This is a genomic window from Paeniglutamicibacter quisquiliarum (genome assembly GCF_019084045.1).
GTDB lineage: Bacteria > Actinomycetota > Actinomycetes > Actinomycetales > Micrococcaceae > Paeniglutamicibacter > Paeniglutamicibacter quisquiliarum.
The window spans coordinates 527,805-553,163 of the sequence record NZ_JAHRED010000002.1 but is presented as its reverse complement, the minus strand read 5'-3'; the positions used below and the strand labels follow the sequence as shown (position 1 = coordinate 553,163).

At 52.3% G+C, this 25,359-nt stretch carries 26 protein-coding genes; 22 read left to right on the top strand and 4 right to left on the bottom strand.

The window, feature by feature from the left end; genetic code table 11:
* Positions 1 to 30 precede the first annotated feature (30 nt).
* Positions 31 to 1,755 (bottom strand): hypothetical protein, encoded by a 1,725-nt coding sequence (locus KRR55_RS06150; protein WP_217388152.1) that lies wholly within the window; start codon positions 1,753 to 1,755, stop codon positions 31 to 33.
* Positions 1,756 to 2,136: 381 nt separating this feature from the next.
* Here KRR55_RS06150 and KRR55_RS20630 point away from each other — a divergent pair, with 381 nt between their 5' ends.
* From KRR55_RS20630 to KRR55_RS06100, 10 genes are all read left to right on the top strand, one after another.
* Positions 2,137 to 5,262 (top strand): Eco57I restriction-modification methylase domain-containing protein, encoded by a 3,126-nt coding sequence (locus tag KRR55_RS20630; RefSeq protein WP_217388151.1) that lies wholly within the window; start codon positions 2,137 to 2,139, stop codon positions 5,260 to 5,262.
* A gap of 90 nt (positions 5,263 to 5,352) precedes the next feature.
* The gene (locus tag KRR55_RS06140; protein WP_217388150.1) at positions 5,353 to 5,895 is read left to right on the top strand and encodes a DNA-packaging protein; all 543 of its coding nucleotides are present in this window, start codon (positions 5,353 to 5,355) and stop codon (positions 5,893 to 5,895) included.
* The gene (locus KRR55_RS06135) at positions 5,867 to 7,180 is read left to right on the top strand and encodes a PBSX family phage terminase large subunit (RefSeq protein ID WP_217388149.1); all 1,314 of its coding nucleotides are present in this window, start codon (positions 5,867 to 5,869) and stop codon (positions 7,178 to 7,180) included. The genes KRR55_RS06140 and KRR55_RS06135 overlap by 29 nt, the downstream gene beginning before the upstream one ends.
* A 16-nt stretch (positions 7,181 to 7,196) precedes the next feature.
* Entirely contained in the window at positions 7,197 to 9,134 is a 1,938-nt protein-coding gene (locus KRR55_RS06130; RefSeq protein ID WP_217388148.1) for a phage portal protein family protein, read from the top strand.
* Positions 9,109 to 9,903 carry a phage minor head protein gene (locus KRR55_RS06125; RefSeq protein WP_217388147.1) on the top strand — a complete coding sequence of 265 codons (795 nt, stop codon included), beginning with the start codon at positions 9,109 to 9,111 and terminating at the stop codon, positions 9,901 to 9,903. The genes KRR55_RS06130 and KRR55_RS06125 overlap by 26 nt, the downstream gene beginning before the upstream one ends.
* Before the next feature lie 47 nt (positions 9,904 to 9,950).
* Positions 9,951 to 11,198, top strand: coding sequence for a phage protease (locus KRR55_RS06120; RefSeq protein WP_217388146.1), 1,248 nt, complete (start codon positions 9,951 to 9,953; stop codon positions 11,196 to 11,198).
* 1 nt (position 11,199) lies between these two features.
* Entirely contained in the window at positions 11,200 to 11,574 is a 375-nt protein-coding gene (locus KRR55_RS06115) for a DUF2190 family protein (protein WP_217388144.1), read from the top strand.
* Positions 11,575 to 11,588: 14 nt separating this feature from the next.
* Entirely contained in the window at positions 11,589 to 12,527 is a 939-nt protein-coding gene (locus KRR55_RS06110; protein ID WP_217388143.1) for a hypothetical protein, read from the top strand.
* Between the two features lie 4 nt (positions 12,528 to 12,531).
* Positions 12,532 to 12,798, top strand: coding sequence for a hypothetical protein (locus tag KRR55_RS06105; RefSeq protein ID WP_217388142.1), 267 nt, complete (start codon positions 12,532 to 12,534; stop codon positions 12,796 to 12,798).
* Positions 12,799 to 12,827: 29 nt separating this feature from the next.
* A complete protein-coding gene (locus KRR55_RS06100) occupies positions 12,828 to 13,304 on the top strand; it encodes a hypothetical protein (RefSeq protein ID WP_217388141.1) in 477 nt (158 codons plus the stop codon).
* 86 nt (positions 13,305 to 13,390) lie between these two features.
* On the opposite strand, the gene KRR55_RS06095 is transcribed toward KRR55_RS06100, so the two are convergent.
* From KRR55_RS06095 to KRR55_RS06085, 3 genes are all read right to left on the bottom strand, one after another.
* Positions 13,391 to 13,651, bottom strand: coding sequence for a hypothetical protein (locus KRR55_RS06095; RefSeq protein WP_217388140.1), 261 nt, complete (start codon positions 13,649 to 13,651; stop codon positions 13,391 to 13,393).
* Between the two features lie 275 nt (positions 13,652 to 13,926).
* A complete protein-coding gene (locus KRR55_RS06090) occupies positions 13,927 to 14,583 on the bottom strand; it encodes a hypothetical protein (RefSeq protein ID WP_217388139.1) in 657 nt (218 codons plus the stop codon).
* A 12-nt stretch (positions 14,584 to 14,595) separates the two neighbouring features.
* Complete coding sequence (locus KRR55_RS06085; protein ID WP_217388138.1) at positions 14,596 to 15,336, bottom strand: TRADD-N-associated membrane domain-containing protein; 741 nt, start codon at positions 15,334 to 15,336, stop codon at positions 14,596 to 14,598.
* 59 nt (positions 15,337 to 15,395) lie between these two features.
* On the opposite strand from KRR55_RS06085, the gene KRR55_RS06080 reads away from it, so the two are divergent.
* From KRR55_RS06080 to KRR55_RS06025, 12 genes are all read left to right on the top strand, one after another.
* Complete coding sequence (locus KRR55_RS06080; RefSeq protein ID WP_217388137.1) at positions 15,396 to 16,295, top strand: phage protein Gp36 family protein; 900 nt, start codon at positions 15,396 to 15,398, stop codon at positions 16,293 to 16,295.
* Positions 16,296 to 16,751, top strand: a complete 456-nt coding sequence (locus KRR55_RS06075; protein ID WP_217388136.1) for a hypothetical protein — start codon at positions 16,296 to 16,298, stop codon at positions 16,749 to 16,751.
* Positions 16,751 to 17,260: a hypothetical protein gene (locus KRR55_RS06070; RefSeq protein WP_217388135.1), complete on the top strand. Its 510-nt coding sequence runs from the start codon at positions 16,751 to 16,753 to the stop codon at positions 17,258 to 17,260. The genes KRR55_RS06075 and KRR55_RS06070 overlap by 1 nt, the downstream gene beginning before the upstream one ends.
* Before the next feature lie 47 nt (positions 17,261 to 17,307).
* On the top strand, positions 17,308 to 17,490 hold the full coding sequence (locus tag KRR55_RS06065) for a hypothetical protein (RefSeq protein ID WP_217388134.1): 183 nt from the start codon (positions 17,308 to 17,310) through the stop codon (positions 17,488 to 17,490).
* Positions 17,474 to 18,460 (top strand): phage tail tube protein, encoded by a 987-nt coding sequence (locus tag KRR55_RS06060; protein ID WP_217388133.1) that lies wholly within the window; start codon positions 17,474 to 17,476, stop codon positions 18,458 to 18,460. Before KRR55_RS06065 ends, KRR55_RS06060 begins: the two co-directional genes overlap by 17 nt.
* Positions 18,461 to 18,521: 61 nt before the next feature.
* Complete coding sequence (locus KRR55_RS06055) at positions 18,522 to 18,854, top strand: hypothetical protein (protein WP_217388132.1); 333 nt, start codon at positions 18,522 to 18,524, stop codon at positions 18,852 to 18,854.
* A gap of 276 nt (positions 18,855 to 19,130) precedes the next feature.
* Positions 19,131 to 21,848 carry a hypothetical protein gene (locus tag KRR55_RS06050; protein WP_217388131.1) on the top strand — a complete coding sequence of 906 codons (2,718 nt, stop codon included), beginning with the start codon at positions 19,131 to 19,133 and terminating at the stop codon, positions 21,846 to 21,848.
* Positions 21,845 to 22,744, top strand: coding sequence for a phage distal tail protein (locus KRR55_RS06045; RefSeq protein ID WP_217388130.1), 900 nt, complete (start codon positions 21,845 to 21,847; stop codon positions 22,742 to 22,744). Before KRR55_RS06050 ends, KRR55_RS06045 begins: the two co-directional genes overlap by 4 nt.
* Positions 22,745 to 22,746: 2 nt before the next feature.
* Positions 22,747 to 23,889 (top strand): hypothetical protein, encoded by a 1,143-nt coding sequence (locus KRR55_RS06040; RefSeq protein ID WP_217388129.1) that lies wholly within the window; start codon positions 22,747 to 22,749, stop codon positions 23,887 to 23,889.
* A complete protein-coding gene (locus KRR55_RS06035; protein WP_217388128.1) occupies positions 23,882 to 24,406 on the top strand; it encodes a hypothetical protein in 525 nt (174 codons plus the stop codon). Before KRR55_RS06040 ends, KRR55_RS06035 begins: the two co-directional genes overlap by 8 nt.
* Positions 24,406 to 24,906: a hypothetical protein gene (locus KRR55_RS06030; RefSeq protein ID WP_217388127.1), complete on the top strand. Its 501-nt coding sequence runs from the start codon at positions 24,406 to 24,408 to the stop codon at positions 24,904 to 24,906. Before KRR55_RS06035 ends, KRR55_RS06030 begins: the two co-directional genes overlap by 1 nt.
* Positions 24,906 to 25,316 carry a hypothetical protein gene (locus KRR55_RS06025; protein WP_217388126.1) on the top strand — a complete coding sequence of 137 codons (411 nt, stop codon included), beginning with the start codon at positions 24,906 to 24,908 and terminating at the stop codon, positions 25,314 to 25,316. The genes KRR55_RS06030 and KRR55_RS06025 overlap by 1 nt, the downstream gene beginning before the upstream one ends.
* Positions 25,317 to 25,359 lie beyond the last annotated feature (43 nt).

Genomic DNA, 25,359 nt, shown 5'->3' with positions numbered 1-25,359 from the left:
TCGGTCGTTTAGTGGCTAACCGACGAACAACTACCGTTGCACATACTCCAATAGTTGGGACCATAGTGAATCGTCGCCCGGTCCTGTCACCAAAAGAGTAACCAAAGAGACAACCAGAGATACTCCAGCTACTAAGAGTGCGCGGCGGCCAAGTCGTGTGTCTTCTGCGCTTGCACCAAGCGAAGCTACGGTAGAAAGCACATCTCGATAGTCTGAATCTTGCTCGATGAGCTGCCGGAACTGCTCCTCACGATTCTCACCGAACCTTGCGATTAGATCGAATCCTTCAAGCGGACGAGGGTCGCCCTTGCGACCTACAGCGTCGACTTGGATGCTATCGGAGCTTACCCAGGGTTTATTCCAGACCTCTGCCGAATCACGTGCCATAACGGGCAAGTCGAGACTGGTAGTCAGAAGTTGTCGACGAAGGGCTTCAATTTGGCGTGTTCCGAATTTTCGATGGTTGACGCGAGCCATATCACGAGCGACCGAGTAGCCAGTTGCTACTTGCCGGGTGTACTGCAAGATTGCATGGCGAACTAAGAAGCTTCGAATCGCATCGTCGAGCATCGCAGCAAGAGTCGTAACGGCATACGGTTTTTCGCCGTAACCGCTGTGCTCATTCTCGTTTGATAGGCGGTCGTATGCGCCGATGACGCCCCAGCAATTTTCTAGCCGCTTTTCAATACTGCCCGTATAACTGGCGGGAACTAATACAGCTCCAGGAATATGGGGAGAAACGTAGTCGTACAAATGGTCGCCGCCCATAGCTAAGGCCTCTATCGGGTCGCGGTAGTCCGGAGTAATAGGATCAGAAGCGGGGTCATAGCTAGCGAATACGCTGAAATCAATTATCGGTTGGCCTGCTTGTGTGCCTGAAAAGAAACCGCCGCAACGGCGTCCTAGCCATTTCCTGGCAACACCATGCAGGCGTATGCGTTCCGCCTGTGTCGCACGGATCGCGGACGAACGTCGATCTTGTACACCGGCTCTTCGGAATCCGCGCCACTCAAAAGTGGGCTCATGTTGAGCAGTCCAAACGTCGTTAAGGCTGGATTGACCGATCTCGCTTAGACTCACAAACGCCGTGACTACAGTTAGGCCTTGACCGAGTTGCGTCGCAGTCAACTCAACTTCCTCGAACTCTTCCGGCAGCATTTCGCGTATTGCGTCGTAGGGCATGAAACCCCTGTCCGGCCTCGCAACAGTGCCGATTCTGGACCAAGAAAACCCACCGCCTCGACGAGCGCTAGTCACTAGCTCCGCGTTCTTGCCGTCTTGCCTGAGAAAATTCCTTTCCTTATCCCATCCGTTCTTTTTCAACGCGTTGAGTAACTGGGGGTAGTAACTGGGAGGAAAAAATTCAACGATCCAGATCCCGCCTTGCTTGACGGATTCACCCTCAGGGATCAGCAGGTTGTCCATAGGGTCGTCCAACGGTGCAACTTTTAGGCGCTCGAAATGATTGAAAGGGATGAAGAAATTTAGGGCTCGATTGAAGGAACGACGAATTTGCCACGGTATCAATCGTCGGGGCCACGACGTTATGAGCCACCAGAGCGCCCTATAAGGGATGTCGTACCAACGCCATCGAGTCCCAATCGAAGGGACGAGCTCGTGTATGCGTTTGACTTTGTCATGAATCGCTTGAGTATCGACTGTTGCTTGTCTTTGCGTCGATTCCTGCTCGCCCGTCGATTTCGACGGCTCGCTTGAGTCGTCTCCACCGGATTGCAGTCCTTCTACTTCGGCCACGCGCTGTTCAACTCTCTCGGAAGTATTTTGTTCGCTCTCTGGACAATATGAGTTTGCTACCGATTCGCCAAGTTTCGGCAGTTCGCAGGGAGTCTCACAAGACCTCGCTTGTACTCTCTGTATCGGAGAGTAATTTTGCCTTCAGTGGGAAACGCACTGACAGGCAGCGGCTGGTCTGACTCAGACGGTAAAATTGACCAGGCATAGTCAATCGTTGAGGCATCGTCGGCGAAGGTTTTCGCCCACCTCAAGGCGTCCACTCAAGAGCGGATGCCTCGTTCCTAGGAAAAGGCTTCAGTGGTGATGGATCAAGACTTTAGAAGTCGGATTCAAGCGTGGCCCTCTCGGGTAAACATAAAGGCATCACCTAGACTCCATCCTGTGGCTAGTCTATTTGGTAAAAAGAAACTCGATGCTCTCGCAAGCGAAGTAAGCACGGAAGAAATCCAGGACAAACTGGAGATCGTCCGTCGATGGCACGATGACTATCATCGTGGTTCGCTCAAGGCCGACAAAGAGACGAGCCGTGAGCAGGCGTATAACTCTGACTTCTTTATGCGAATCCTTGGGTACGCTGAAAAGCCGTCCACTCCGTTTACGTTTGAACCAAAGGCAACCACGGAGAAGAAGCAACTTCCCGACGCTGTGCTTGGTTATACCGATGCGGTTGAGGATGTCGCCAATATTTCGGCAGTCGTGGAGCTCAAAGGCGCTGCAGTGGATCTGGATAAGCCGCAACGACGCGACGGAAACATGAGCCCTGTTCAGCAGGGGTTCAAGTACAAGAGCCAGTATCGCACGTGCCCGTTTGTGATCGTCAGCAACTTCTACGAACTGCGGATCTACCAGGAACACCAACTCGACTACGAATCCTGGACCCTCGATGATCTAATCAACCCGGCCAATGATTTCTATCAATTCAAGACCTTCTACGGACTCCTGAGGGCTGAAGCTTTCACCGCGCCCAGGGGTAAATCTGCAACAGAGAAACTCCTCAGCGCTTTCAGGGAAGAGCAGGAGTCGATTGGTCGCGACTTCTATCAGACCTACCGTGTAGCGCGACTTGAGCTTCTGCGCGACATCTATTCACTCAATGAAGACACGAGATCCAACTTCGACCTGGCGATTCAAAAAGGGCAGAAGATCGTCGACCGTGTCATCTTCGCCTGCTTCGCGGAAGATAAGGGTCTATTACCGGACAACATTCTCCATGGCGTGACTCAGGATGCCGCGAACGCTTCGCTACTCTCCCTGTGGGACATTCTCAAGTCCTTCTTTGCTGCCGTCGATAGCGGCAGTGACCGCCTCGGGATTCCGATCGGGTACAACGGTGGTCTGTTCGCACACGACCCCGAACTAAATTCTCTCAAGATCAGCGACTCGGCACTGCGGAAAGTCCTGTCGCTAAGCAAGTACGACTTCAACGAAGACCTGAGTGTTAACATCCTCGGGCACATCTTCGAGCAGTCCATCACCGACCTTGAAGAGATTCGTCGCAGCGTAGAGGACAAACAGGCTGGTGAAGCTTTAGATGAGCTCCACGCCATCAGCAAGCGCAAGGCTGACGGGATCTTCTACACGCCTGACTACATCGTGCGCTACATCGTGGCAAACACCGTCGGCGAACATCTGCGGCAAGTCGAACTAAAGCTGATGGCGAAGAATAAGCTTTCGGCAAAGCGCACAGATCACACCTATGACGAAGCCGAAGCCGCTGTCTACCGTGAGTATCAGATCGAGCTCCAGCAGATCCAGGTCATTGACCCAGCGTGCGGTAGCGGTGCATTCCTTGTACATGTGCTCGACTACTTGATGGCAGAGAACCGTCGAGTTGCCGCAATCCTTGACGCGAATCTGTACGTCGATGAGACGATGCAGGCATTGTTCTCTGTCGACGACATGATCGACAAGATACTTCGTACCAACATTTTTGGTGTCGATATCAATGAAGAATCCGTTGAAATCACAAAGCTCAGTCTGTGGTTGAAAACTGCGCGCCCCGGCCACAAGCTCACAGCGCTCGACAACAATATTCGGTGTGGCAACAGCCTTATCTCCGATGATTTGGTCGACCCGCAAAAAGCATTCGACTACAGCACTGCATTCAAGCACTCGTTCGAGGGTGACGGCTTCCATGTGGTGGTGGGTAATCCTCCGTATGTCAGCGCCATGGATTTGTCTCGATACCTACCGGACGCACAGCGAAAGTATCTAAAGAAGAACTACAAGGTTTCACGCGGCGCCGTTGATTTGTACATCTACTTCTTCGAGCTTGGTCTTAAACTCCTGAGAACGGGCGGAAAACTCGGATACATTAGCCCCAATCGATACTTGTCGGCGAGCTACGGTCGAGCCCTTCGCGAGTACATAGTGGCAGAGAGCCACCTTCGGACGCTGATCGATTATTCAGATAAGAATGTATTTGAAGACGCGAGTACCTACCCCGTAATAACGCTTCTGGATAAGTTGAAGCCTGTCGATGGCGAGACCTACGAAGTTATGGCCGGTCGCATTGATGAGGAATCATCGCAGGCTGTCACCAGGGCCTTCGATTCATCCATGCTGACGAAGCTGGACGATAACATCATGGGCTTTCTGCTCAATGACCGAATCGACGTAACGCTAAAGGTATTCGGGCAAGATGCGCCGCTGGAGAGGGCCGCAAAGATCAATGCGACCAGCACAGCAGGTGAAGCAGACGACTACTCGCAGCTCGTCAACGAAGAAGGCCGTGGTCTCAAGATCATCAACACGGGGACGATTGATCCCGATCTCGCTTTGTGGGGATTACATCGCTTCAAGAACCAGGGCACGGACTACATGGAGCCCTACCTTGATGTAACCGATCCCATTGTCTCGTCGAACCGGCGGAATTTGTACCAGTCGCCAAAGATAATCATTGCGAAGATTGGGCTCAGGTGTGAGGCCTTCTATGACGAGAATGGCGAGTATGCATCGATCAACACCAATTGCCTGCACACATTCAGCGACGACTACAACCCGTGGTACGTTCAGGCTTGGCTCGGCTCAACCCTGTACTCATACGTTTTCGAATGTCTCTTTGACGGTCTGAGGATGAGCGGAGGCTACATGCTCTATTCGGCACCTAACCTGAGAAACACCCCCGTTCCTAAAACGCCGCTTGAGGAGCAGACAGCAATAGCTGCCGTTGCAGAGAAGGTGGCTGTCAAGCGACAGGAGTTGCGTGGTATTGAGGACAAGTTCAAGAACTTCGTGCTTCACGAGGTAGGGCTTGAGCGCTGGCCTCAAAAGCTAGCACGGTGGTGGGAAACTGATTTCTTCGAGTTCGTGAAACTGCTCAAGTACAAGGGTTCACTGAGGCAAAAAGAAAGCCTTCAGGAGTACTTCGATGACTACTGTGTGCGTGTAGCAGGCGTTGTCAGCGAGATCGATGCAATGGATATGGAGATCGATAGTCATTTCTACGAAATTCATGCGTTGACGCTGCCTGAAGTCGATCATGTTGATGCGAGCCGTAAACGGTGATGTCTAGTTGAACTCGTGAAAGGGCCAGGTCGTCACCGACGATGCTGGCCCTTTCAATATTCTGAGGTTTGTGCATAAATAGGTGCACATATGGCAGACACTCAAACACCTGAAAATCCAGAAGAAAAGAACAAAGGCGGACGACCGCTCAAGTTTGAGTCTGTTGCCGAACTCAACGCGCAGATTGAGTCCTACTTCAACAAGCAAGATCCTCACTCGGAAATGCGCCGGGTTGAAGCCGGTGTCAAGGGTGACGGATCAACCAACTGGACTACTCGTGAAGTCATGACTGACCAGCGTCCGTACACCATCATGGGCCTCGCCTATCATCTGAAAACTAGCCGAGATACGTTGCTCGACTACGAGTCAGGTATGCACGATGAGAAGGCCGATGACTTCGACGAAACCGGCGAACGGTTTTCCGACGCTATAAAGCTGGCCAAAGCCCGTATCAACATGCAGGTCGAAGAGCGGATGCTCTCTGGTGAAGCACCCTCAACGCCTTCCATTTTCTGGTTGAAGAACAACGCCAAGTGGAAAGACCAGCAACAGATTGACCACACCTCTGGTGGCGAGCCGATGACCGCGCTCGTGGAGTTCATTGGTGGCGGTACCAAACCAAGTACGGATTAAGTTTCTCGAAGAGTATCGAGAGCTCTTCAATGAGGCCTGGCGCAACATCGTCTTCTACGGTGGACGCGGTTCAGGTAAATCTCAGCACGTTGCTCTGGCATTGATACTTCGAGGCCGGCAGAAGCGTCTCCGCATTCTTTGTACTCGCGAGCTGCAGAACACCATTGCTGATTCAGTGCACAAGCTCTTATCGGACATCATCAACAACAACGGCTTCACGGACTACGAGATCACGGACAAGACGATCCGTAACCGGCTGACCGGCACTGAGTTCATTTTCAAGGGATTGCGCCACAACTCAACCGAGATCAAGTCGATGGAAGGCATCGACATTGTTTGGGTAGAGGAAGCACAGAGCATTAGCGAGCAGAGCCTCGACGTGCTTGTTCCTACTATCCGTAAGCCTGGTAGCCAGCTGATCTATACGTTCAACCGCATGAACGACTTGGACCCTGTCTACGTCCGCTACGTACGCACTGAACGAGCACGAACGTTTGTTGCCCGGGTGAACTACGACGTCCTGGATCGAGCCGGCCTTTTCCCCGAAGTGCTGCGTGAAGAGATGGAAGCGGACAAAGCTAAGTCTAGAAGCCTCTATGCGCACGTGTGGCTGGGTGAACCGCGTTCACAGGCTGACAACTCCATTATTGGACGAGAAGCGGTGCTACTGGCCATGGAACGGCAACTGGACGAAGAAGGTGCCGTTGAAGTCGGTGTCGACGTTGCCAGGATGGGTAATGACCGAACCGTGTTCATGATGCGTCGTGGCCACAAGAAGATCGCCGAGCAAACGTATAGCAAGCTGCGCACCGATGAAGTGGCGGACCAATTGGAAGCCTTCGTCAACTTCGACAAGACGATCATCATCAAGGTTGACGACACTGGAGTAGGTGGGGGAGTCACTGACCAACTGCTGCGACGCGGCTATCGAGTTGTCGCTCTGAACTTCAACGACAAAGCCAATGACCCCGACAAGTACCCGAACATGATTAGCGAGGGATGGTTCCAGCTAGCTGAGCTGATGGACCAAATGCAGCTAGACCTTGATGAAGATCTACTGATGGAGCTCACTACCCGGCAATGGAAGATGGACTCCAAAGGGCGCCGGGCGGTCGAGGGTAAGGGCGACTACAAGAAGCGTGGGTTTAGGTCACCAGATAAGGCAGATGCGCTCATTCTTTGCTTCTATAACGTCATGCCTGGCGACTTCACATATACAGGTGGGAGCAGTGAGTCTGGCTCGTCTGGACCCATCACATCGGGCTTGTTAAGTCGACAGTTCTAGTTTAAATTGAAGACAGATGGCAGGTCAGTCAAACAAGAAAGTTCTAAGTTCTTCTGAAATCGGTGATACCGGGGTTCAATTCTTCAACGGTGTCATTACTGGCGAAGAATACAACCGGAATCTAACTGGCCGCCGCGGTCTTGTCATTTGGGATGAAATGCGTCGCTCTGACGCCACTGTAAGCGCTGCACTGCGCGCGGTGAAGCTTCCTATCAAGTCCACCAAGTTCTTTGCCGTACCGGCCACAGAGGACGGCTCAGACGTTCAAATCAGTGACTTTGTTCATTGGAACTTGTTCAAGAAACTCAAATGGAAGCAAGTGTTGGGGGAGATCCTCACCCACCTCGAGTTCGGTTTCTCTGTACATGAGATGGTATTTGGCGTTGAAGTCGTCGATGGCGTTGAACGCGTGGTCCTGAAGAAGCTGGCTTTCCGTAAACAGACTGGCCTCGATGCATGGGAAGCCGGTCCGAATCTTCCAGGCATCAAGTTCCGCAAGGCAGACGGGACTATTGTTCCTATCCCACTAGAGAAGATCGTGGTCTTCACCAACGAGCAAGAAGGAGACAACTTCGAGGGACGCAGTATCCTGCGATCTGCCTATAAGCACTGGTTCTATGTAGACAAGTACTACCAGATTGATGCAGTCGGTCATGAGCGTCATTCACTGGGCGTCGTCAAGATCAAGTACCCAACGAGTGCAACAGATACTCAACGAGATGCTGCCAAAGCTGCAGCCCGCAATCTCCGTGCCAGCGAAGAGGCGTACATCGAAGAGCCCACCGGCTGGGACATCAACTTCATGGACATGCAGGGGAACAGCCTCAAAGACATCCAGCCGTCTATCAACCGCCATGATCGCCAGATTACGAAGAACGTATTGGCACAGTTCCTAGAGATCGGTTCGTCTGGAAGCTCAGGCACACGCTCAACCAGCGAAGACCACCGCGAGCTCTTCAATCAATCGGTTCAAGCCGTCCTGGACTATGTGAAAGACACCATGGGCTACGTCGTCAAGACGCTTGTAGACCTGAACTTCAACGTCGATGTCTATCCGTCTATTGGGTCCGGTGAGATTGACCAAAAGAACATCACGTCATTGGCAGATGCCCTGGCTAAGTTCAATGACGCTGGAATGATCACACCGAGCGACGAAGATGAAGCGCACGTTCGAAACCTACTTGGCTTCCCTGAGATGAGTGCAGACGGTCCACGTGAGCCGAAGAAGCCGAAGGCTGATCCTAAGGACAAAGAGTCTGCGGACGAGATCAAGGCTTCACGCCGCCAGCGGATGGTCACTGCACAGGTCAGCGCCAAAGACCTGCCCGGCCTCTACGACGATCTAGACATCGATCCAAGCGACCTTGGCTGCATCATGATGGACACTGAGACTCTCGATGTAATGAAGCATCTGCCCGCTGAGTACGCAGACGACCTGGTTGAGGCGACCAAAGCCAGTGACCATGCAATGGGTGCCGTTGCAGAGACCGAAGCGCACGTAACGCTGCTCTACGGCTTACTGGAGAATGGCAACGTCTGGAAAGAGAAGGTGGACGCTGTCCTCAAAGACTGGTCCCTGGATTCACTGAAGATTGAAGACGTCGACTACTTCGATGTGGGTGAGAGCTTCGCTGTCATTGCCCATATCGAGAAGACTCCAGAGCTCATCGATGGCCACGAGCGCCTCACGCTGCTCCCACACATCCAAACCTTTAGCGAGTACCGACCACACGTCACGCTTGCCTACGTTACAAAGGATGCGGATATTGATGCCTGGGTAGAACAACTTGGTGCAGCATTCAGCGGCAAGACGATCAAGACGACTGCCATCAACTACGGCGATCTACCTGAAGGCAACGAGACCAAGAAGGCTAACGCGCTGGTACGTGTGGCTAAGAAAGCATCAGCATCAATTACAAGGCTGCTCTATGGCAACTCGACAAGAGCTTCTTAAAGCACGCGAAGAGCTGCATGTGGCTATCCACGCAGCCGAGGAATGGCAGGAAAGCTACAAAGCGAGTCCATCTACATTTCGCCGGCTACTGGAGCTGGAAGCGGCCTTAGAAACAGCCACAGGTGAATATCTGCATGAGCTGTCTACCCGAGCAATAAAATACGTGGACTGGTCCCGCCTACCTACGCAGGTCAAAGCCGACGCCGGCCCGGTCCTTAACAACGATGATCCTGTATGGGCATATGAGGAGACGCTTCTAACCGCTGCGGTCATCGAGCTCATTACCGAACTCATTGCTACTGGAGCCATAGCGGGGGAGTACCTGTACGGCATCCCGATGGGTTTCAACACGCTAGATGAAGCGATCATGCAAGCGGCCAGGCTTCACACGGCAGAGTTCGTCAAAGGAGTCACAGAGACTACCCGCAAGCTGATCCGTGAATCCGTGGCCAAGAGTATTGCCCTGGGGGAGAACGCACACGAAGCGACTATCCGACTGATGGACGTGATTGATAACCCGATCCGCGCTGAACTCATATCGCAGACGGAGCCGGTGAATGCCTATCAAACGGGACTGAAGCACTTCGCAAAGGAAACCGGAGCCAAGCAAAAGACTTGGGATGGGTTGAAGGGTGCGTGTCAGCTGTGCTCACCACTTATTGGCAAGACCATAGATATTGATGAGTCATTCGTTCTAGCCACCGGCAGGGAAATAGATCGACCGGCTGCGCATCCTAGATGCCGTTGTTCTCTGATTTACATTTACTAGCAATTCTCTTGACATTTATATACGCCTGATAGATGTTATAGACAAGTATGTCTATAAAAGCTTTCCGAACACTAGTAAAAATCAAGGCTGATGCCGAGGGTAACGCACCCAAGACCATTGAATTGCTCAAGACGGGTTCATGGGAAACACCATGGCATGGTGAGTTTGAAATTACTCCGCAGGATATCCAGGAGTATATTCGCCACTTCGAGCAGGGTGTCGGCCTAGTAGAAGGCGACAAGCAAGCGCCAATCAACTATGGCCACAAAGCCGCTGACAAAGCTTCCGGCTGGATGCCGAAGCTCTATGCCGATGAATCAGGCACTGCTCTACTTACTGATCCAAATTGGACGCCCGCTGCTGTCCAGGCCATCAAAGACGGTGAGTGGAAGTACATCTCACCAGAATTCAACCCACGCAATTATCCGTGGGAAAACCCTGAGCAAGAGTACGAATTCGTACCAAACGTATTGACGGGCGCTGCCCTCACGAACATTCCACTATTCAAGAAGCTGAAACCAGTCACGGCATCGCGCCTTCCTAGCAAGACAGTGAAGGCCGCTGCCACTGGTGACAGTGAACATCATAATGAAGGAGACCATATGACGCTAGAAGAAATTCGTGCGAAACAAGTTGCTGACCTGACCGCTGAAGAGAAAGCGTTCTTGGCAGATAACAAAGCCGACCTAACAGCTGAAGAGCTGAAGACGTTCGGACTTGAAGAGACAGATGATGCTGCAGCACAGGCTGCCGCTGACAAGGAAGCAGCGGATAAAGCCGCAGCCGACGAAGCTGCAAAGGCTACTGCGGATGCAGAAGCTGCCGAAGCCGCACGCGTTGCTGCCGAAGGCGTTGAAGCAAGCGCTAAGCCAGTCAGCATCACAGCAGATCGCCTGGCAAAGCTTGAAGCCGACGCAGCTGCAGGCCGTGAAGCACAGCAGAAACTTGCAAAGGCAGAAGCCGCTGCAGTCGTATCCGCCAGTGTGAAAGCCGGCCAGATCAAGAGCGGTGACGCCGGAAAGTGGACAGACCAACTACTTGCATCAAGTGGTGCAGGTCGCGCACAGCTTGAAAGTCTGCTCAAGGGTCTACCAGTGAACAAGGAACTCGACCAGGAGATCGGCGACGCTGGTGCCAATGTCCACGCTGATGCGATGAAGGAAGTCGACACTCGCGTCAAAACAGTACGGGCTGATGCTCGTAAAGAAGGCAAGGATCTCTCTTACGCGGAAGCGCGCAAGCAAGTCCTGGCCGCTGATGCCAACCTAAAAGAACAGCTCAAGGAGGAGCAATAACATGACTGCATATCGAGAAGGTGACCGCACGAGCGTAACCGCAGCAGTTGATCTGTCGACAAAGCAGTTTCAACTCGTAAAAACCGATGCCGAGGGCAAGCTGGTCCTAGCGACGGCAGCAACTGACGCGATCCTGGGCGTACTAGACAACGCTCCAGTTGCTGGTCTCACCGCTGACGTCGTTCTAATCAACGGCCAGGGCACATTCAAAGTCCGCCTCGCAGCTAACACTGCCAAAGACGCGTACCTGACCACAGACGCTGACGGTAAAGCCGTAGCCACAACAAATGCCGGTGACCGCGTGTTCGGACGCCTGGTGCGTGCAGGACAGGCAGGTGAAATCGCCGAGTACATCAAACTTAACGAGAAATTTTAGGAAGGCACCTTCAGATGGCCAAACAACCAATTTACCTCGACCAAGCATTGACTAACGTCGCGAACGCTTGGGAGAACACACAAGAAGACTTCATTGCGGACAAGCTATTCCCAGTTGTCACAGTCAAGAAGCCAACATTCAAGATCCCTGAATACGGCAAAGAGAACCTGAACCTACCTGCGAGCACCGTTCGCACTGGTCTATCTAAGGCTCTGAGCGTTTCACAGACTCGCTCATACAAACAGGCTCAGCCGCTTGTTGAGCATGCGCTATCGGGCGTCGTGACTGAAGATGATTACGAACTCACCGACGATCCATTTGAACCAGAATCAGACGAGACGGAGAACATCCTGTCGGTTATGGCTCTTGTCGATGAGAAGGCTCTTGCAGACAAGCTAACTGATCCACTCGTCGTCACGAACAACCGCACATTGCTTGGTACGGATCGCTGGTCTGACTACGCGAACTCTGATCCGTTCAACGACATCAAGACTGCGGTGACTTCAAGCAAGTTCATCAAGTACAACACGATGGCATTGAGCCGAGATGGTTATCTGTCACTTATCAGCCACCCAGACATCCTGGATCGCCTCAAATGGGCACAAGGCGGTGCTGTCAGCCTAGAACAGCTCAAGCAGCTATTTGGACCGTTCGGCATCACGAACATCTACATCGGCCAGGCACGTGCAAACCTTGCCCCTGAAGGTCTCGATGAAGATATCCAGAACATCTGGGGCAACGACGTGCTATTCGGCTTCGTGACACCAAAGCCAGGTCGCAAGCAGCTCAACGGCGGTTACAAGTTCGTACTTACCGATGGCCGAAAAGCTACTAAGGAACAATTGAGCGATCCCGACCATACGAAAATCGTGGTTAAAGATCGATACAACTACGAAATGCTAATGAATGACGCTTGGTACCTACTCAAGGACGCGTTCGCGACTGGAGCCTAGTCTGATGCGCAGTGGTATTAGCAAGATCAAGAACGTGGTGGGGGCAATAGCTCCCACCAACCTCAAGACAGTGACAGTCACGGTAGCAGCAGCTGCACTGATTGGAACTGCCACGGTGAAGGCCGGGGCTCACATCCTGGGCATCCTGCCAGCTGGCAACCAGGATCAGTTCGTAGACAACGTTGTTGAAGCTGACGGAACAATTACCGTCACCCTCGCAGCAGCGGCTACAGCTGAAAACACTTTCAACGTAACGGTTCTGGAGGTATAGCCATGTCCGATACAGCAACAGGAACAGTAGTGAGCGAGGTCAAGTACAACGGCGTGCTCTACGCGAAGGGCGCATGCCTGGAAGCTCCGGAGGAAACGATTGCTCGATTGATCCGCGTCGGTGTGGTTCAAGATCCAGCAGTAAAGGCAGCAGCTGATAAAGAAGCGAACGCCGGAACTGCCGCAGCTGAAGCAAAAGCTCAGGCGATCATCGATGAGGCTAAGGCCAAAGCAGCCGAGATGGTGGAAGAAGCCAAGGTGAGTCTAGATCAGGCAACTGCTTTGATCGTTGCCTCTACCGAAGCTGCCCAGGCTAAAGATAAGGAAATCGCTGAGACGGCCGCGGCAGAAGCTGACGAAAAGGCGAAGACGGTTGCTTCTGAAGCAGCCGCAGAGGCTGATCGAATCGTTGCTGAGGCGAAAGCGGAAGCAGCCAAGATCGTCAAAGACGCTCAGGAAGCCGCTAGAGCGACTCCGACTAACAAGACAGCTACTGCATCAAAGTAGAAGCTGGAACGCAACACAGCTAACGAGAGCGCCCAAATCGGGCGCTCTTTTGTTGTTGCAAGCTCACCGGCGAGTTGTATTGATCGTTAGAGACTCGATACGCCGAAAGTGGTGATCCAAAGTAAGAGGGTATTCACGAGTCCGACGAAGATGTCAGTAATATTTTTCCCCGTAGAACTGACACGATTCTTGGCTGTGAACGCAAGCATCGTGACAAAAGCGCCGAATACGACGGCAATCACCAACGAGATCCATAGACGACTACCGCCTAAGTTGTCGGCAAAAAAATTCATGAGCGATCCAGCAACGACAGCGACACCAGGAAAGGTCAGGTTCTCTGGCGTCAAGAAAAGTGCTTGCTGCGGTTCCGTTACTATCCCTCGCCGCTCCCGGTTCTTTTGCGGGACCGAAAGGAAATCACGTAGTCCATCTAACAAGGAAATCAACCCCCGAAAGTGAAGGCATCGATGGATCGATGCGCAGTAGCTAAACGATACAGCTGGAACTTCCGAACTGAAAGGGTTGAATACTTCTCGCTACCTCATATGCAGAATGCTATAAACCGGACTTTGACTAGTATCTACCAATGGTAAGAAATTACGTGCTTTGTTTGGTGAGATACTCATTTTTCTCGTGGTGTGGCAAAGTTCTTGACTAGGCTTTCACTAAACTGATCCCGCAGTCGCGCCATATCAGCTTCAAGTTTTTCTTGAGTGGTGGCGTCCGGGAAGACGTAGGGGATCTCATCTACTCCGCTGGCTTTTCGCAGCGTGTTAATGAAGGAATACTTCGCTATCTCAAATTTTCTGAGTTCTTCGCTTGGAGGGTCGCTCTCGAATGCTGTCATGAAGAGCACGACGCAGGCTGTATCCAGTGCCTTGCCTTTCTCCAGGACGTTGTCATGTGCGAACAACTCGAACTTGCCCCATTGCACCTTCACAGTATTGAAATTGGCTTTCATCGCCCGAAGATAGTCAGTTCCTACCAGAGCCCTACTTGGATCTTGACGGCCTCGGAGTGTATCTACAAGAGCTTCTACCGCGGCGAGATATTCCAAGCCCACTGATCGAGTGTCCATCATGATGCGCTCAGCCTTGTCGCGTTCGGCTTTCCTCTTGTCACTCGCACGGAGCGACAGGAAGGTAATCATTGAGCCGACGAGCAAGAAGAATCCAGCGAGAAGTGGAACACCCCACCAAGGCGCTCCAGTATCGGGCATATTGACGATTACTTGTGGAGGGGTTGGCATTGGTGAGGGGAGTGGGAGCATCGAAAACATGGGCAGTTCCGCCTACTTGGATTCTGGAGGTGTTGGTGGCTGCATCGAGGAAGTGATGATGGTCTTGATCGCTTCAAATTTTTGTTCTGGCTCAAGATGCTCCAACAATCTTTCAGCCCCGAGCAATTGGGAAAACGCCACAGGCTGCACGAAGAAACTTCCCAGTAGATTTGTGGCTTCAGACTGAGACCTCATGAATGTGGACCCTATATACGCACTGAGCCCACCACCGACGATTCCAACTGAACCGGCAGCAACAGCCGCGGTAGTGGTATTCGCACTTGCCGCCACGAACCCCATTACTACAACCAAGACGAAGCCAGCACCAGTCGCGATCTGGGTGTTAATGAAACTTCGGCGTGCCTGTGTTGTAGCGATCGTGTGATAGTAATCTATTCGCTTCTGAGTGACCGCCCATAGTGATCCAAAATCGGTATTTTTATCCATTGACTCAGAAAGCGTGCTCTCTTCCGTCTGGAGATTTTCAAGAATTCTATTATTCTGACTATCATCTTTTTTGGCCTTGAAACTTGAATACGTAAAAAGCGCTACGATCGTTGCAACTAGTGCCGTAAACGTAGTGACTAGTGCGCTCATTGCTTCAGGATCTAGGATGCTCGTGGATAAACTCCCACTGACCGTTGGGCCGAAGATATAGACTGCCATAAGTATCAATACTGCCGGAGCGAGGAATTTATTGAACGTTTGGAGTGCGGCCTTGATACGCGCCCTCACATCTTGTTTCTCCGACATTATTCCTTCGTCCATTAATTGGTTGATATAAGTTTAATTTTGTTACATACTCAAGATATATGGCAGTAACACTTAGGATCGATTCGTTTAGCGAAGCAAACCTAGAAGAGCGCAGCGAGCTCAGCTTTGACTATATCCCTGAGTCGCTGACGCTAAAGGTACGTAGCACCGAAGGTTACTCTGACGGCCAGACGATCTACGTCGGCCAACTATCTCGCGAAGGCTGTGAGAGCGCCGTTATTGCCTCCGTCGTTGATGAGACGACCATCAACCTGGTTGAAGCGCTCAAACTGCCTCACGCGCGCTATGAACCCGTCACAGCAGTACTTGGCGACTCGATTCATATCTACCGCGCGCCTAACACGACGGACAACGTTCCAGCTGACGACCAGTTCACGGTCCTAACTACCCGAACTATCGATCCAGACCAGCTGTCCACTTATTACCGGGATTCAAACGGCTCCAGCGACTTCTGGTATTCGTATGCCTACTTCAATCCAGTGACAAACGAAGAGACTGAACGCTCCACACCATTCCGCGGTGACGACTTCGAACACTATGCATCTATTACTGAGATCCGAAAAGCAGCCGGCTTCGAAAAGGCCTACAACCTTCCGGACAGTGACATAGAGCTGCAGCGACGCATGGCAGAGTCGGAGATCAATGCATCCCTCAGCGGCGCCTATACCGTTCCCTTCAATCCCGTGCCGGCCATCATCAATACCCTGACCATCCAACTGGCGTCGGCGTTCCTATTGATCGCTGCCTATGGCGAGACTTCAACCAATCGTCAAAAGCGAGACTCCGCCAGGAAAGACATCGAAGCCTATAAGAACCGCGAGTCAGTCCTTACCGATGACAACGGCATTGCCATGACGAGTTCAGACACGGTGACCGGATGGCCAGGTGATCCAAGCCCTGAAGCACCGCGCTTCTTCCACATGAAGGATCGCTTCTAGATGACAACGATTCAAGTGACGATCGACGGCGACAAAGAGCTAGCTTCCAAGCTTCGTTCGTTTGCTGGATCGTCCATGGATCTCACCAACTCAATGGAAGACATTGGCACGGATCTAACCAAGTTCTTTAGCGGTGAGGTGTTTGCGTCTCGTGGCCAGGTGTTCGGCAAGCCGTGGCCGGCGCTCAACCCGAACTATGCAGCATTCAAAGCTCGAGAGTTCCCTGGCCGGCCTCCGCTCATCCGTACCGGTCTCATGCAGAGGTCGTTTAAGCACAAGTCCACAAGCCTGACTACCTCGCTTTGGAATGAAGCCGAATACTTCGACAATCACAATGAAGGTTGGGGCGTTCCGGAGCGCGTCATGATGCTCATCGACCAACAGCGCGAGCTGAGGGTAGTCAAGTTCATCGTCTCCGACCTAACCACTCAAATGGATAAAGCGGGGCTCATCTGATGGCTGACTACCAAGATAACGTGCAGCGCGTCCTGAACCTGATGAAGTCGACGTTCGGGAGTGAGTTCACGACCTACTACGACGGCGAGCCCGAGGTCATCCCGCTGTTCAACTTGCCCTGCATCATCGTCACGCAGACGAGTGACACGACGGCTGAAGCAGCAATGGGTCAAGACGACATCGAAGACACCATTACGGTAAAGGTGGTTCTGAATAAGAAGGATGACTGGAACGGCGACAAAGTAGATCCGCTGAACATGACCGAGCGCAAGATTCGGGACTACATCGGCAAGCGAGATGAAAAGACCGGCAACTATGAGCCACGGACCGTAAAGGGTGCGCTTCGTAAAGATCTCCTGGAAGATGTTGAAGCTGTAGCCCCAACTATGAACGTGGAATATGGAATCAATCCCCGCGCAGTTGGTGAAGACAGCGAAACTCAGTATGCGAATCTAACCGCTGAAGGTCATGTTACCTTTGGCGTTCAGTTCTCCGTCGACACCTATTAGGCCTACTTGCTATTTAATAAAAGCAACCGCTGTTGTATGTTACGAACATGGCCAAGAAAAATAGACTTGATATAGAAGATAAAGCCGCTGAACCAGTTCCAGTAGCCTCAACACGACGATTCTTTGCGCCTTTGAGTGGAGAGACCGTCGAAGCTAAGGACGCTGTAGAAGCGGCTAAATTAGTAACTAAAACTATGAAAGATACAGAGGTAGGTGATGGTAGCATTTAGCGCTTATAAGAAACGACGCGAGATTGCGGTCCTAGGAATTGAAGCAAGTCCTGGAGTCGTAGCAACAAAGCAGTATATGTACCGCTGGCTCAACAAGGGCTTCAATAGCATTCCTGGCATCCTGGAGAATGAGAGCGCAGTTGGTTCAGATATCCGCGTGAATGACAGTGCAATCGACGTCTGGCACTCTGAAGGTCCGTTAGGCGGCAAGGTTACTGAGAACGGCATCGCCATCTTGAACCATGGCATGTTCAACAAAGTGACCACAGTGGACAATCTGGACGGCACTTACACGCACTCCTTCGAGCGCGACCAATCTGTGGCTCGAAAATCCTTCTCAATCTGGGACATAACGCCAGCCGGCACGCACCTCTACCAGTCCATGTACATGGACAACCTGAACCTCCAGGTAGATGTTGGTGATTCTGGTGCATGGCTCGAAGCCGAAACGTCATTCAAAGGCTGGAAACAAAAGGATGTAGCTCCCATTACTCCAGTGCTGGACACATCCGAAAAGGAGTTCACCAGTCGTCACGTCACAGTCTTACTGGGCGATACACCGGCTGACTTCGTGAACCCAACTGCCCGCGTACGAGCCCGCAGCATCAGCCTAGCGCTTGAAGAGACCGCCAATGTGGATCACTCTGTTGGTGAAGTCAATGACGATCCAGAGTTCGACTTCGACCCACAAGAGGCCAAGGGCACGATGGTCGTCAAGTACACCAAGACCGACTTTGACGAAGCCTACTTCGCTAACAAGATCCACGCGTTGAAGATCCTAATCGTGAACGGCACATCGTCAATCGAGTACGTTGGCACGAAGGTTCGCTTCCGTGAAGTCACCCCGTCAGATGGAATCAATGACACAGTTACTCAGACAATCAGCTTCCACTTTGAAGCCGATCATGAGAACGGTGGCAAGGACATCGTAAGTACCGTTACGAATACTCTTGAATCTGTCACTGTCTAACCCCTATTGACTAAGAGTATGCCCCTATGTATAAATAGGGGCATATTTAATTGGAGACACAATGGCCATGGGACGATTTAAACTTGTAAAAACTATTTCACTAAATGGCATCAGCGATGGTTGGGGCGATGATACATTCGTACGCTTCAACGTATTGACGACAGAAGAGTCCGAGTCCTTCGCCAAAAAGCTTCGACCGCATGCTGAGGATGAAGTGAAAGTCACCGAAATCTTCCGCGAAGCGTTAAAGTCAGCATTCATTGACGGTAAAGTGCAGCTGCAAGATGAGTTAGCAGATGCAGAAGCCGATGACATTGATGACCTTCCTAAGGGTGTCGTCATCGAAGCTTGGAATAATATCAACGGCAACGTGTACTCAAACCCAAACGCCTAACAGGCCTTCTGCAACTAGAGGCCGCCCAATATCAGGAATATATACGTGACGTCATAATTCATGGCGTCACTCTTGATGTTCCAGACGGTGTCATCGAAGACATAAATGCCTTCCGCTACCAGGAGCGTTTTCATCTCTCATCCGCTCAAATGGATGCCGAGCCCAAAGAGGCAATTGAGCGTGCCGTATTCATCTGGTCAGTCGATAGTGAGCGTGTTAAGTTTAATTCAGGAAGCTCTGCTACAGAATAACTAAACAGCTGGCTTATGCACATGAGTGGCAAATAACCGCATAAATATCACCATCTCGGCCAAAGACGACGCATCTCGCGTTGTTGATGCTGTCGCTGGTTCAGCGGTTAAAGCGAATAAGGCTGTAGGCGATAGCGCTAAGGCAGCTGCCGCGCGATCAAGGATTAGTGCAGCTGAACTCTCGTCATCATTCGGCAGTGTTGCCGACAGTCTGGGTGGATTACTCAGCAAAGGAACAGCAGTCGCTGCCGCTGGTTCATTTGGTATCGGTGCGATGGCCAAGGCGGCTCTCGACCAGGTATCAGCCGTTGAGCAAGCCACAGTCGCTCTCAAGGCCTATGAACCGAACGCCGCCAAAGTAACCAACACTCTTGCAGATCTCGTTAAGTACGCACAAAGCCCGATGGGTGTCCTCTTCCAGCGCCAAGATCTCTTCGCCGCTGCCCAGGGTCTCAAGATCATGGGTGACAACACCGATAACCTTGTAGATCACGTCAAGATCATGTCGCGTTCGGTCGGGCTTGGACTCTCAACTTTCGAAGGTCTGGGCAACGTCATTCAACGCGTGGGCTCAACCGGCAAGCTCTATGCCGATGATCTCCAGTTCCTACAGAACGCAGGCTTCAGGCTAGACAGCACGCTGGGTGGCACAACTCAAACATTCGAGAGCCTTTTCGCACTGCTGGATAAAGGAATCCCCGCCAATGCGATGGCCGGCCAGGCTGACACGCTCAAGGGAAAGCTGGTCACGCTTCAATCGGGCTTCCGCGGGCTCGGTAATCAGTTCCTCGATGTAGACGCCAAGACGAGCAAGTTTGCCAAGGACGGCCTTGGTGCAGCTCTCATGACTGGGCTTGATTCGTTAGTCGCGTTCCTCAAGACACCAGAAATGAAGGATGGCTTCGCCAAGATGGGATCGGGCGCCGCTGACTTCACTAAAGCCGCGCTTCCAATGGTGCAGGACGTACTGAGTTGGTTCGTCAATAACTCGGACACAGTCGCAGCAGGGATCGCAGGACTTGCAACGGCGTTCCTCGCTGCCAAGGGTGCGGCTGTCGTCTTCGCTATTGCCACGAGCCCTCTAACCGCTATCGCCGCGGCTGCTGCCATCCTGGCCGGTGGAATTGCCTTCCTACAGCTGAAGTTCGACATTTTCGGCAAGAGCATGGAAGCCGTGAAGAAGACAGGTGAGTTTCTGTACAACGACTTTCTGGTTCCTGTCGGTAACTTCTTTAGGGACACGTTCACCTCGGCTGTGGACGCTGGCAAGGACTCGGTGAAATGGCTCAACGACAGAGTCGACGACGCGAGCAAAGCGTTCGAAACGTTCAAGGGTTGGCTCGAAGAGAACGACACCGCCATCAAGATTGTGTCCACCACATTGGGTGTGGTCTTCGGGCCTGCGCTCATTGGCATTGGAGCTCTAGCTGTAGCTACAGGTGTAAAGGTCGCGGCATCCGGCATTGCGAGCGGTGCAGGTTGGGTAAAAGGTGCAGCCATTGCTTCAGCTTCTTGGGTAGTCCACAAGGCCAAGATGACAGCGCTAAGCATCGCGATCCGCACCATGCTGATCAAAGATGCCATTGTTTCGGGAGCCGCGTGGGTAAAGAACGCCGCTATTGCTTCGGGTTCATGGGCACTCCATATGGCTAAGACCTCTCTATCCATGACGAAAACTGCCATAGTCGCGTCCCTCAAGGCAGCGGACGCGGCATGGGCATGGACTTTCAACGCGATGCGCGTGTCTATCGTGTGGGCGACGCACATGACTAAGGTCGCTGTTTCAATGGCTGGAACTGCGATTAAGGCCGGTGTTCAATCAGCTATCGCCTCAGCTGTCTGGGTCAAGAATGCCGCAGTCGCTTCCGCTGCCTGGGTAGTCAAAGAGCTACCGAAAATCGTGGCCGCTTTTGTCGTCACGGCGGCATCAGCCACGACTCAAGCCGCTGTCGCTTCCGCCGCTTGGGCCAGTAACGCCGCCCGGTCAGCCGCCATTTGGGTAGTGACAGAACTTCCGAAGATTGTTGCAGCCTTTGTCGTGACCTCTGGCTCAGCTGTCGCACAAGCTGCCGTATCTTCCGCCGCGTGGGTTGGATCAGCTTCAAAGAGTGCGGTCGCCTGGGTGGTTACTTCACTACCTAAAATCATTGCTGCCTTCGTGGCTACGTCTGGGGCAGCAATCGCCAATGCCGCAATCGCCACAGCTGCCTGGGTAGCTTCCGCTGCAACTTCGAGCTCAGCCGTTGTGGCCCTTGGCGCTTTGGTAGCTACTCCAATAGTGATGCCAGCAATTGCAGTGGCAGCAGCACTTGGTGCAATCGCGTCTGTTTGGAACGCCTACAACAACATGAAGACAGCTGTTGAGGGTGCGAAGCAGGCTCGTCAGGACTTGCTTAGGGAGGAAGAGAAGATTCTCAAGAAGGCTTACACGGTCATCAACGACGGCATAAGTTCACCAGCAACTAAGGCCCGTTGGCAAAAGGTAGTCGACCAAGTCATGAGCAATGCATCGGGTACGAACGCTTCACCTGGCGGGCGCACACTCGTCGGTGAGCACGGTCCGGAGATTGTCGATATGCCGCGAGGTGCGACAGTAACCCCTGCATACCGAACGCGCTCTGAATCTGGCGGCGGTCAATCAAGCGGCCACACGATACATATCGAGAACATGAACATCAACAACGGAGGTGATAGACACCGACTACTAAGCGACATTGGATTCGCACTGGAGACTGCATCGTGAGGATCTGGCTAAACGACTTTGAACTAAACAACCCGGCCAAGCGGGTCTACATGAACGAGGACATCGAGGGTTTGGATCTTCCCGATATCCGCACCAGTAGAGGGCAACGGGCCGGCCAAGCAGGTAGCTACTTTGGAGCGCAGATCTTTGACGCTCGCTACATCACCATTCAAGGGTCCATCTTCAGTGGCTCAGTAGCCGAAGCGCTGCAGCGACGAAAAGAAATCCAAGCTGCACTACCTCTCTATCCAGACAGACTAACCGTCCGCATCCTTGACGATGACGGCTATGCCTACATCCTCTACGCCCAAGTCATGAGCTTCAAGATGCCCATCAAACGCGCCAGGATGAAGTCTCTGTTCAAACTTGAGTTGGAGGCCGCAGACCCTACTATCTACGACGACACGGCCGGCAGCGCGCTCTCAGCGCCTATTAACAAGGCAGTGCCTGGTGGATTTGTATTCAACAGCACGAGCCCGGTCTTTGGCTGGAGCTTCTACTTCTCGGCCGGCCAGCCCAATAGCTCTGTCGATAACTCGAGCAACGTTGCGGTCAATCCAGTCATCAAGATTACTGGGGCGACTACTAACCCGATACTGACCAATGTAACGACTGGCCAAGTCTTTCAGCTGGACAACTACGCCACGGCCAGCGACAGCGTGACGCTCATCGATATGCAGCAGCACACGGTCAAGCTGGGAACAGCTGCGGATATCGACCCTGAAACAGGTCTGTTCTATGAAGGCCGTGGCGGCAACGTCTTTGGCTATGCTCCACTGGCGTCCGAATTCTGGAGTCTCGTACCTGGCATCAACCAGATCAAGTTCGACAGCGGCAGCGGTGCGGATGTATCGAGCGCTCTAATGGTCTGGCGGCCAGGGGTCATGGGTATCTAGGTATGACACCAGAGCAACTAAAAGCCATCAAGTCATCTTCCTCGACCAGGTACGAGGTAGAGCTGTGGAGCAAGAACGGTACTCGCATTCAGGAGATCACGCACCTTGTCCGAAACCTCTTCTGGACTGAGGAGCGCAACGAAGCAGAGAGTCTGCAGTTCAGCATGGACGCGGACGCCTTCGAAGCCTTCATGATCAATGAGGCTGGTTCCGATCCAGTATCAAACTTCCGCGAGGGCCAAACGGAAATCAAGATCAAAGAGAACGGCGAGTATCTGTTTGGTACACAGCTTTACTACGCGCCTCTCAACTTGAACAACGACGGCAGCATCACCATTAGCGTGACAGCGACCGGCTACCTGAATTTCTTCAATGCTCGATATCCAGATCCGTCAACCAGCTACGTCAATACCGAAGCCGTTGAAATCTTCTTCGACATGGTTCGCAAGGCTCAGCTAGTAACCCATGGCGATTACGGCATCATCATTCCTGAAGGCGACTACTACGTGACTGGCAAGCTCCGCGACAAGACGTTCGAGCAATACACCAGCTCCACAAAGCTCAACATGCAGCGCATGACCAACCTTGTAGATGGAAACTTCGACTTCAAAATTCTCCACGACAAGAAGCTCATGACCTACCCGCAAGTCGGCTCACCTCGATCCGACTTCAAGATTGAGTTCGACCGCAAGAACTTCCGCTCAACCCTGGATAGTGCCGTACTCAATAGGGGCGCGAACAATCTGTTCAACTCGGTCATTGGCTTGGGCTCTGGCTTCGGCGCCGACCAGCTAATAACCATACAAGGAGACCTAGAGTCTCAGCTTGAGTTTGGGCTGCGTGAGTTGCCTGTGCAATTCAATGAGGTATCCAAGTCGGCAACACTCATTGAGAACGCTCAGGCGCGCTTAGAACGCGTCAAACAGCTACTTAGGATGCCGCAGATAACTCTGTCTGGAGCCAACATGCCGAAGAACCGCATTGAGATTGGCGACATCATTCCGGTGAAGATGACCGGGCTCCGATTGCTTGAAGACCTGACTGGCCTCTACCGGGTTGAGCGTAAAGAGGTACACGTCGATGAGAACCACTTCCAGCAGGCGGTGACGCTCTACTTCGAGAAGACGGGGGAGTACGTTGGATAAGTCGACCGATGGACTGATATCAAACGTATTTGAGTCTCGCATTCGCGAAGCCGACCGTATTACCCGCGAGTTCAAGTCACCACAAGTGACGAGCGGAGCGAGTGGACAGCTGGGATATTCAGTGGAAAACGCGGTTGACTGGGATAGAACTGACGCACTGACCTATACCGATCCGTTCAACCCGCCATATAACCGCGAAGCTACTTACACGATCACCTTTACTGGAGATGGCAGCCACGAGCATCCATACGCAATACCGCAGACGGATATAAGGATCAACGGCACTGGGGAAGCAAACAAAATTGTCTACGGGTGGAATTACAGCGCCTGGATCTACGGCGATCCTCCAAGTGTCTGGGTGTTTGAGCTAAACAAGCCTGTTACGTCTTCGTTCAATGGGCTTTTCACGATGCAATGGAAAATCCGCATTATGTACAACCTTGGCCCAACAGTCCGGATAAAACTTCGAGCCATCGCAAGTTGTCCTGGCACGCTTACTATCGTGAGGGATTCGTAGTGGGGGTTACCAACTTCGACAACTTGCCCCAGAACATCGTCACAAGCCGATTACGCGATGCTCAGCAGATTGCTAGGGAGCAGAAAGGATCGATGCAGAGGACTTCTGGCAATAACCTTCGATATCACACAGTAGAGAGCCCCGCCCCGTTTGCCTGGAGTGGAAAACTGCCCTCCGGTACAGGTCCGGCTGTTGGTCTCATATTTCAAATAACGCTCGCTTCTACAACTCAGGAATTTCAACTGGCCGACGTCGCAATTGAGGTTTTCACGTCTAGCAACGGAGTTTCGTGGCTTGAAGCGCCACATCAACCGAATTTTTCAGATCCTAACGATCCCCTCATTACCTACAGTGTCGAAGAGATGCAGAGTACAGGTACGCCTCCAAACGTTTTATCGTGGATTCTCATATTGGCAGCTGCGCCTGAAACATGGCTCGCATTCAAGGCACAAGCATTCTCAACGGATGAGATTTCCATGTCTATCGTGAGGACAATGTAGTGTCTGTTCTCGATTCACTTCCGAGCAATCGGCCTCTCGCGTTGTTGAGGGAAGCCCGACAAATCAGTCATGAGATAAAGACGGCACAGCAGCGTGGATCGAGCAGTATCCTCATGTCGAGGCTTCAAAGTGACGATGCGTGGGACATCACGGTATCTGGTTCTGGTGTCGTAGAAATACTTTTCACACCGGATAACATGCAGTTCGGCGGTGCCTTTTGTTATCGCGTGTATGGGAAGTCGGCGGATCAGTACGATTCGCGAGACCTTAACCAGTATGAAATTAAACGCAAACCGAATGTTGGCGACGAGCAGCGCTGGCTCGTACCTTACGTGGTTTCAGTCCCGACTCAATTCAAGTTCTTCTTCTTCGCACAAGGCTCTGGAACATTTACCGTGAAGAAGCTGTAGATACCCATAATCGGTGACACAGACTGCCTTATTACCTGGAGTG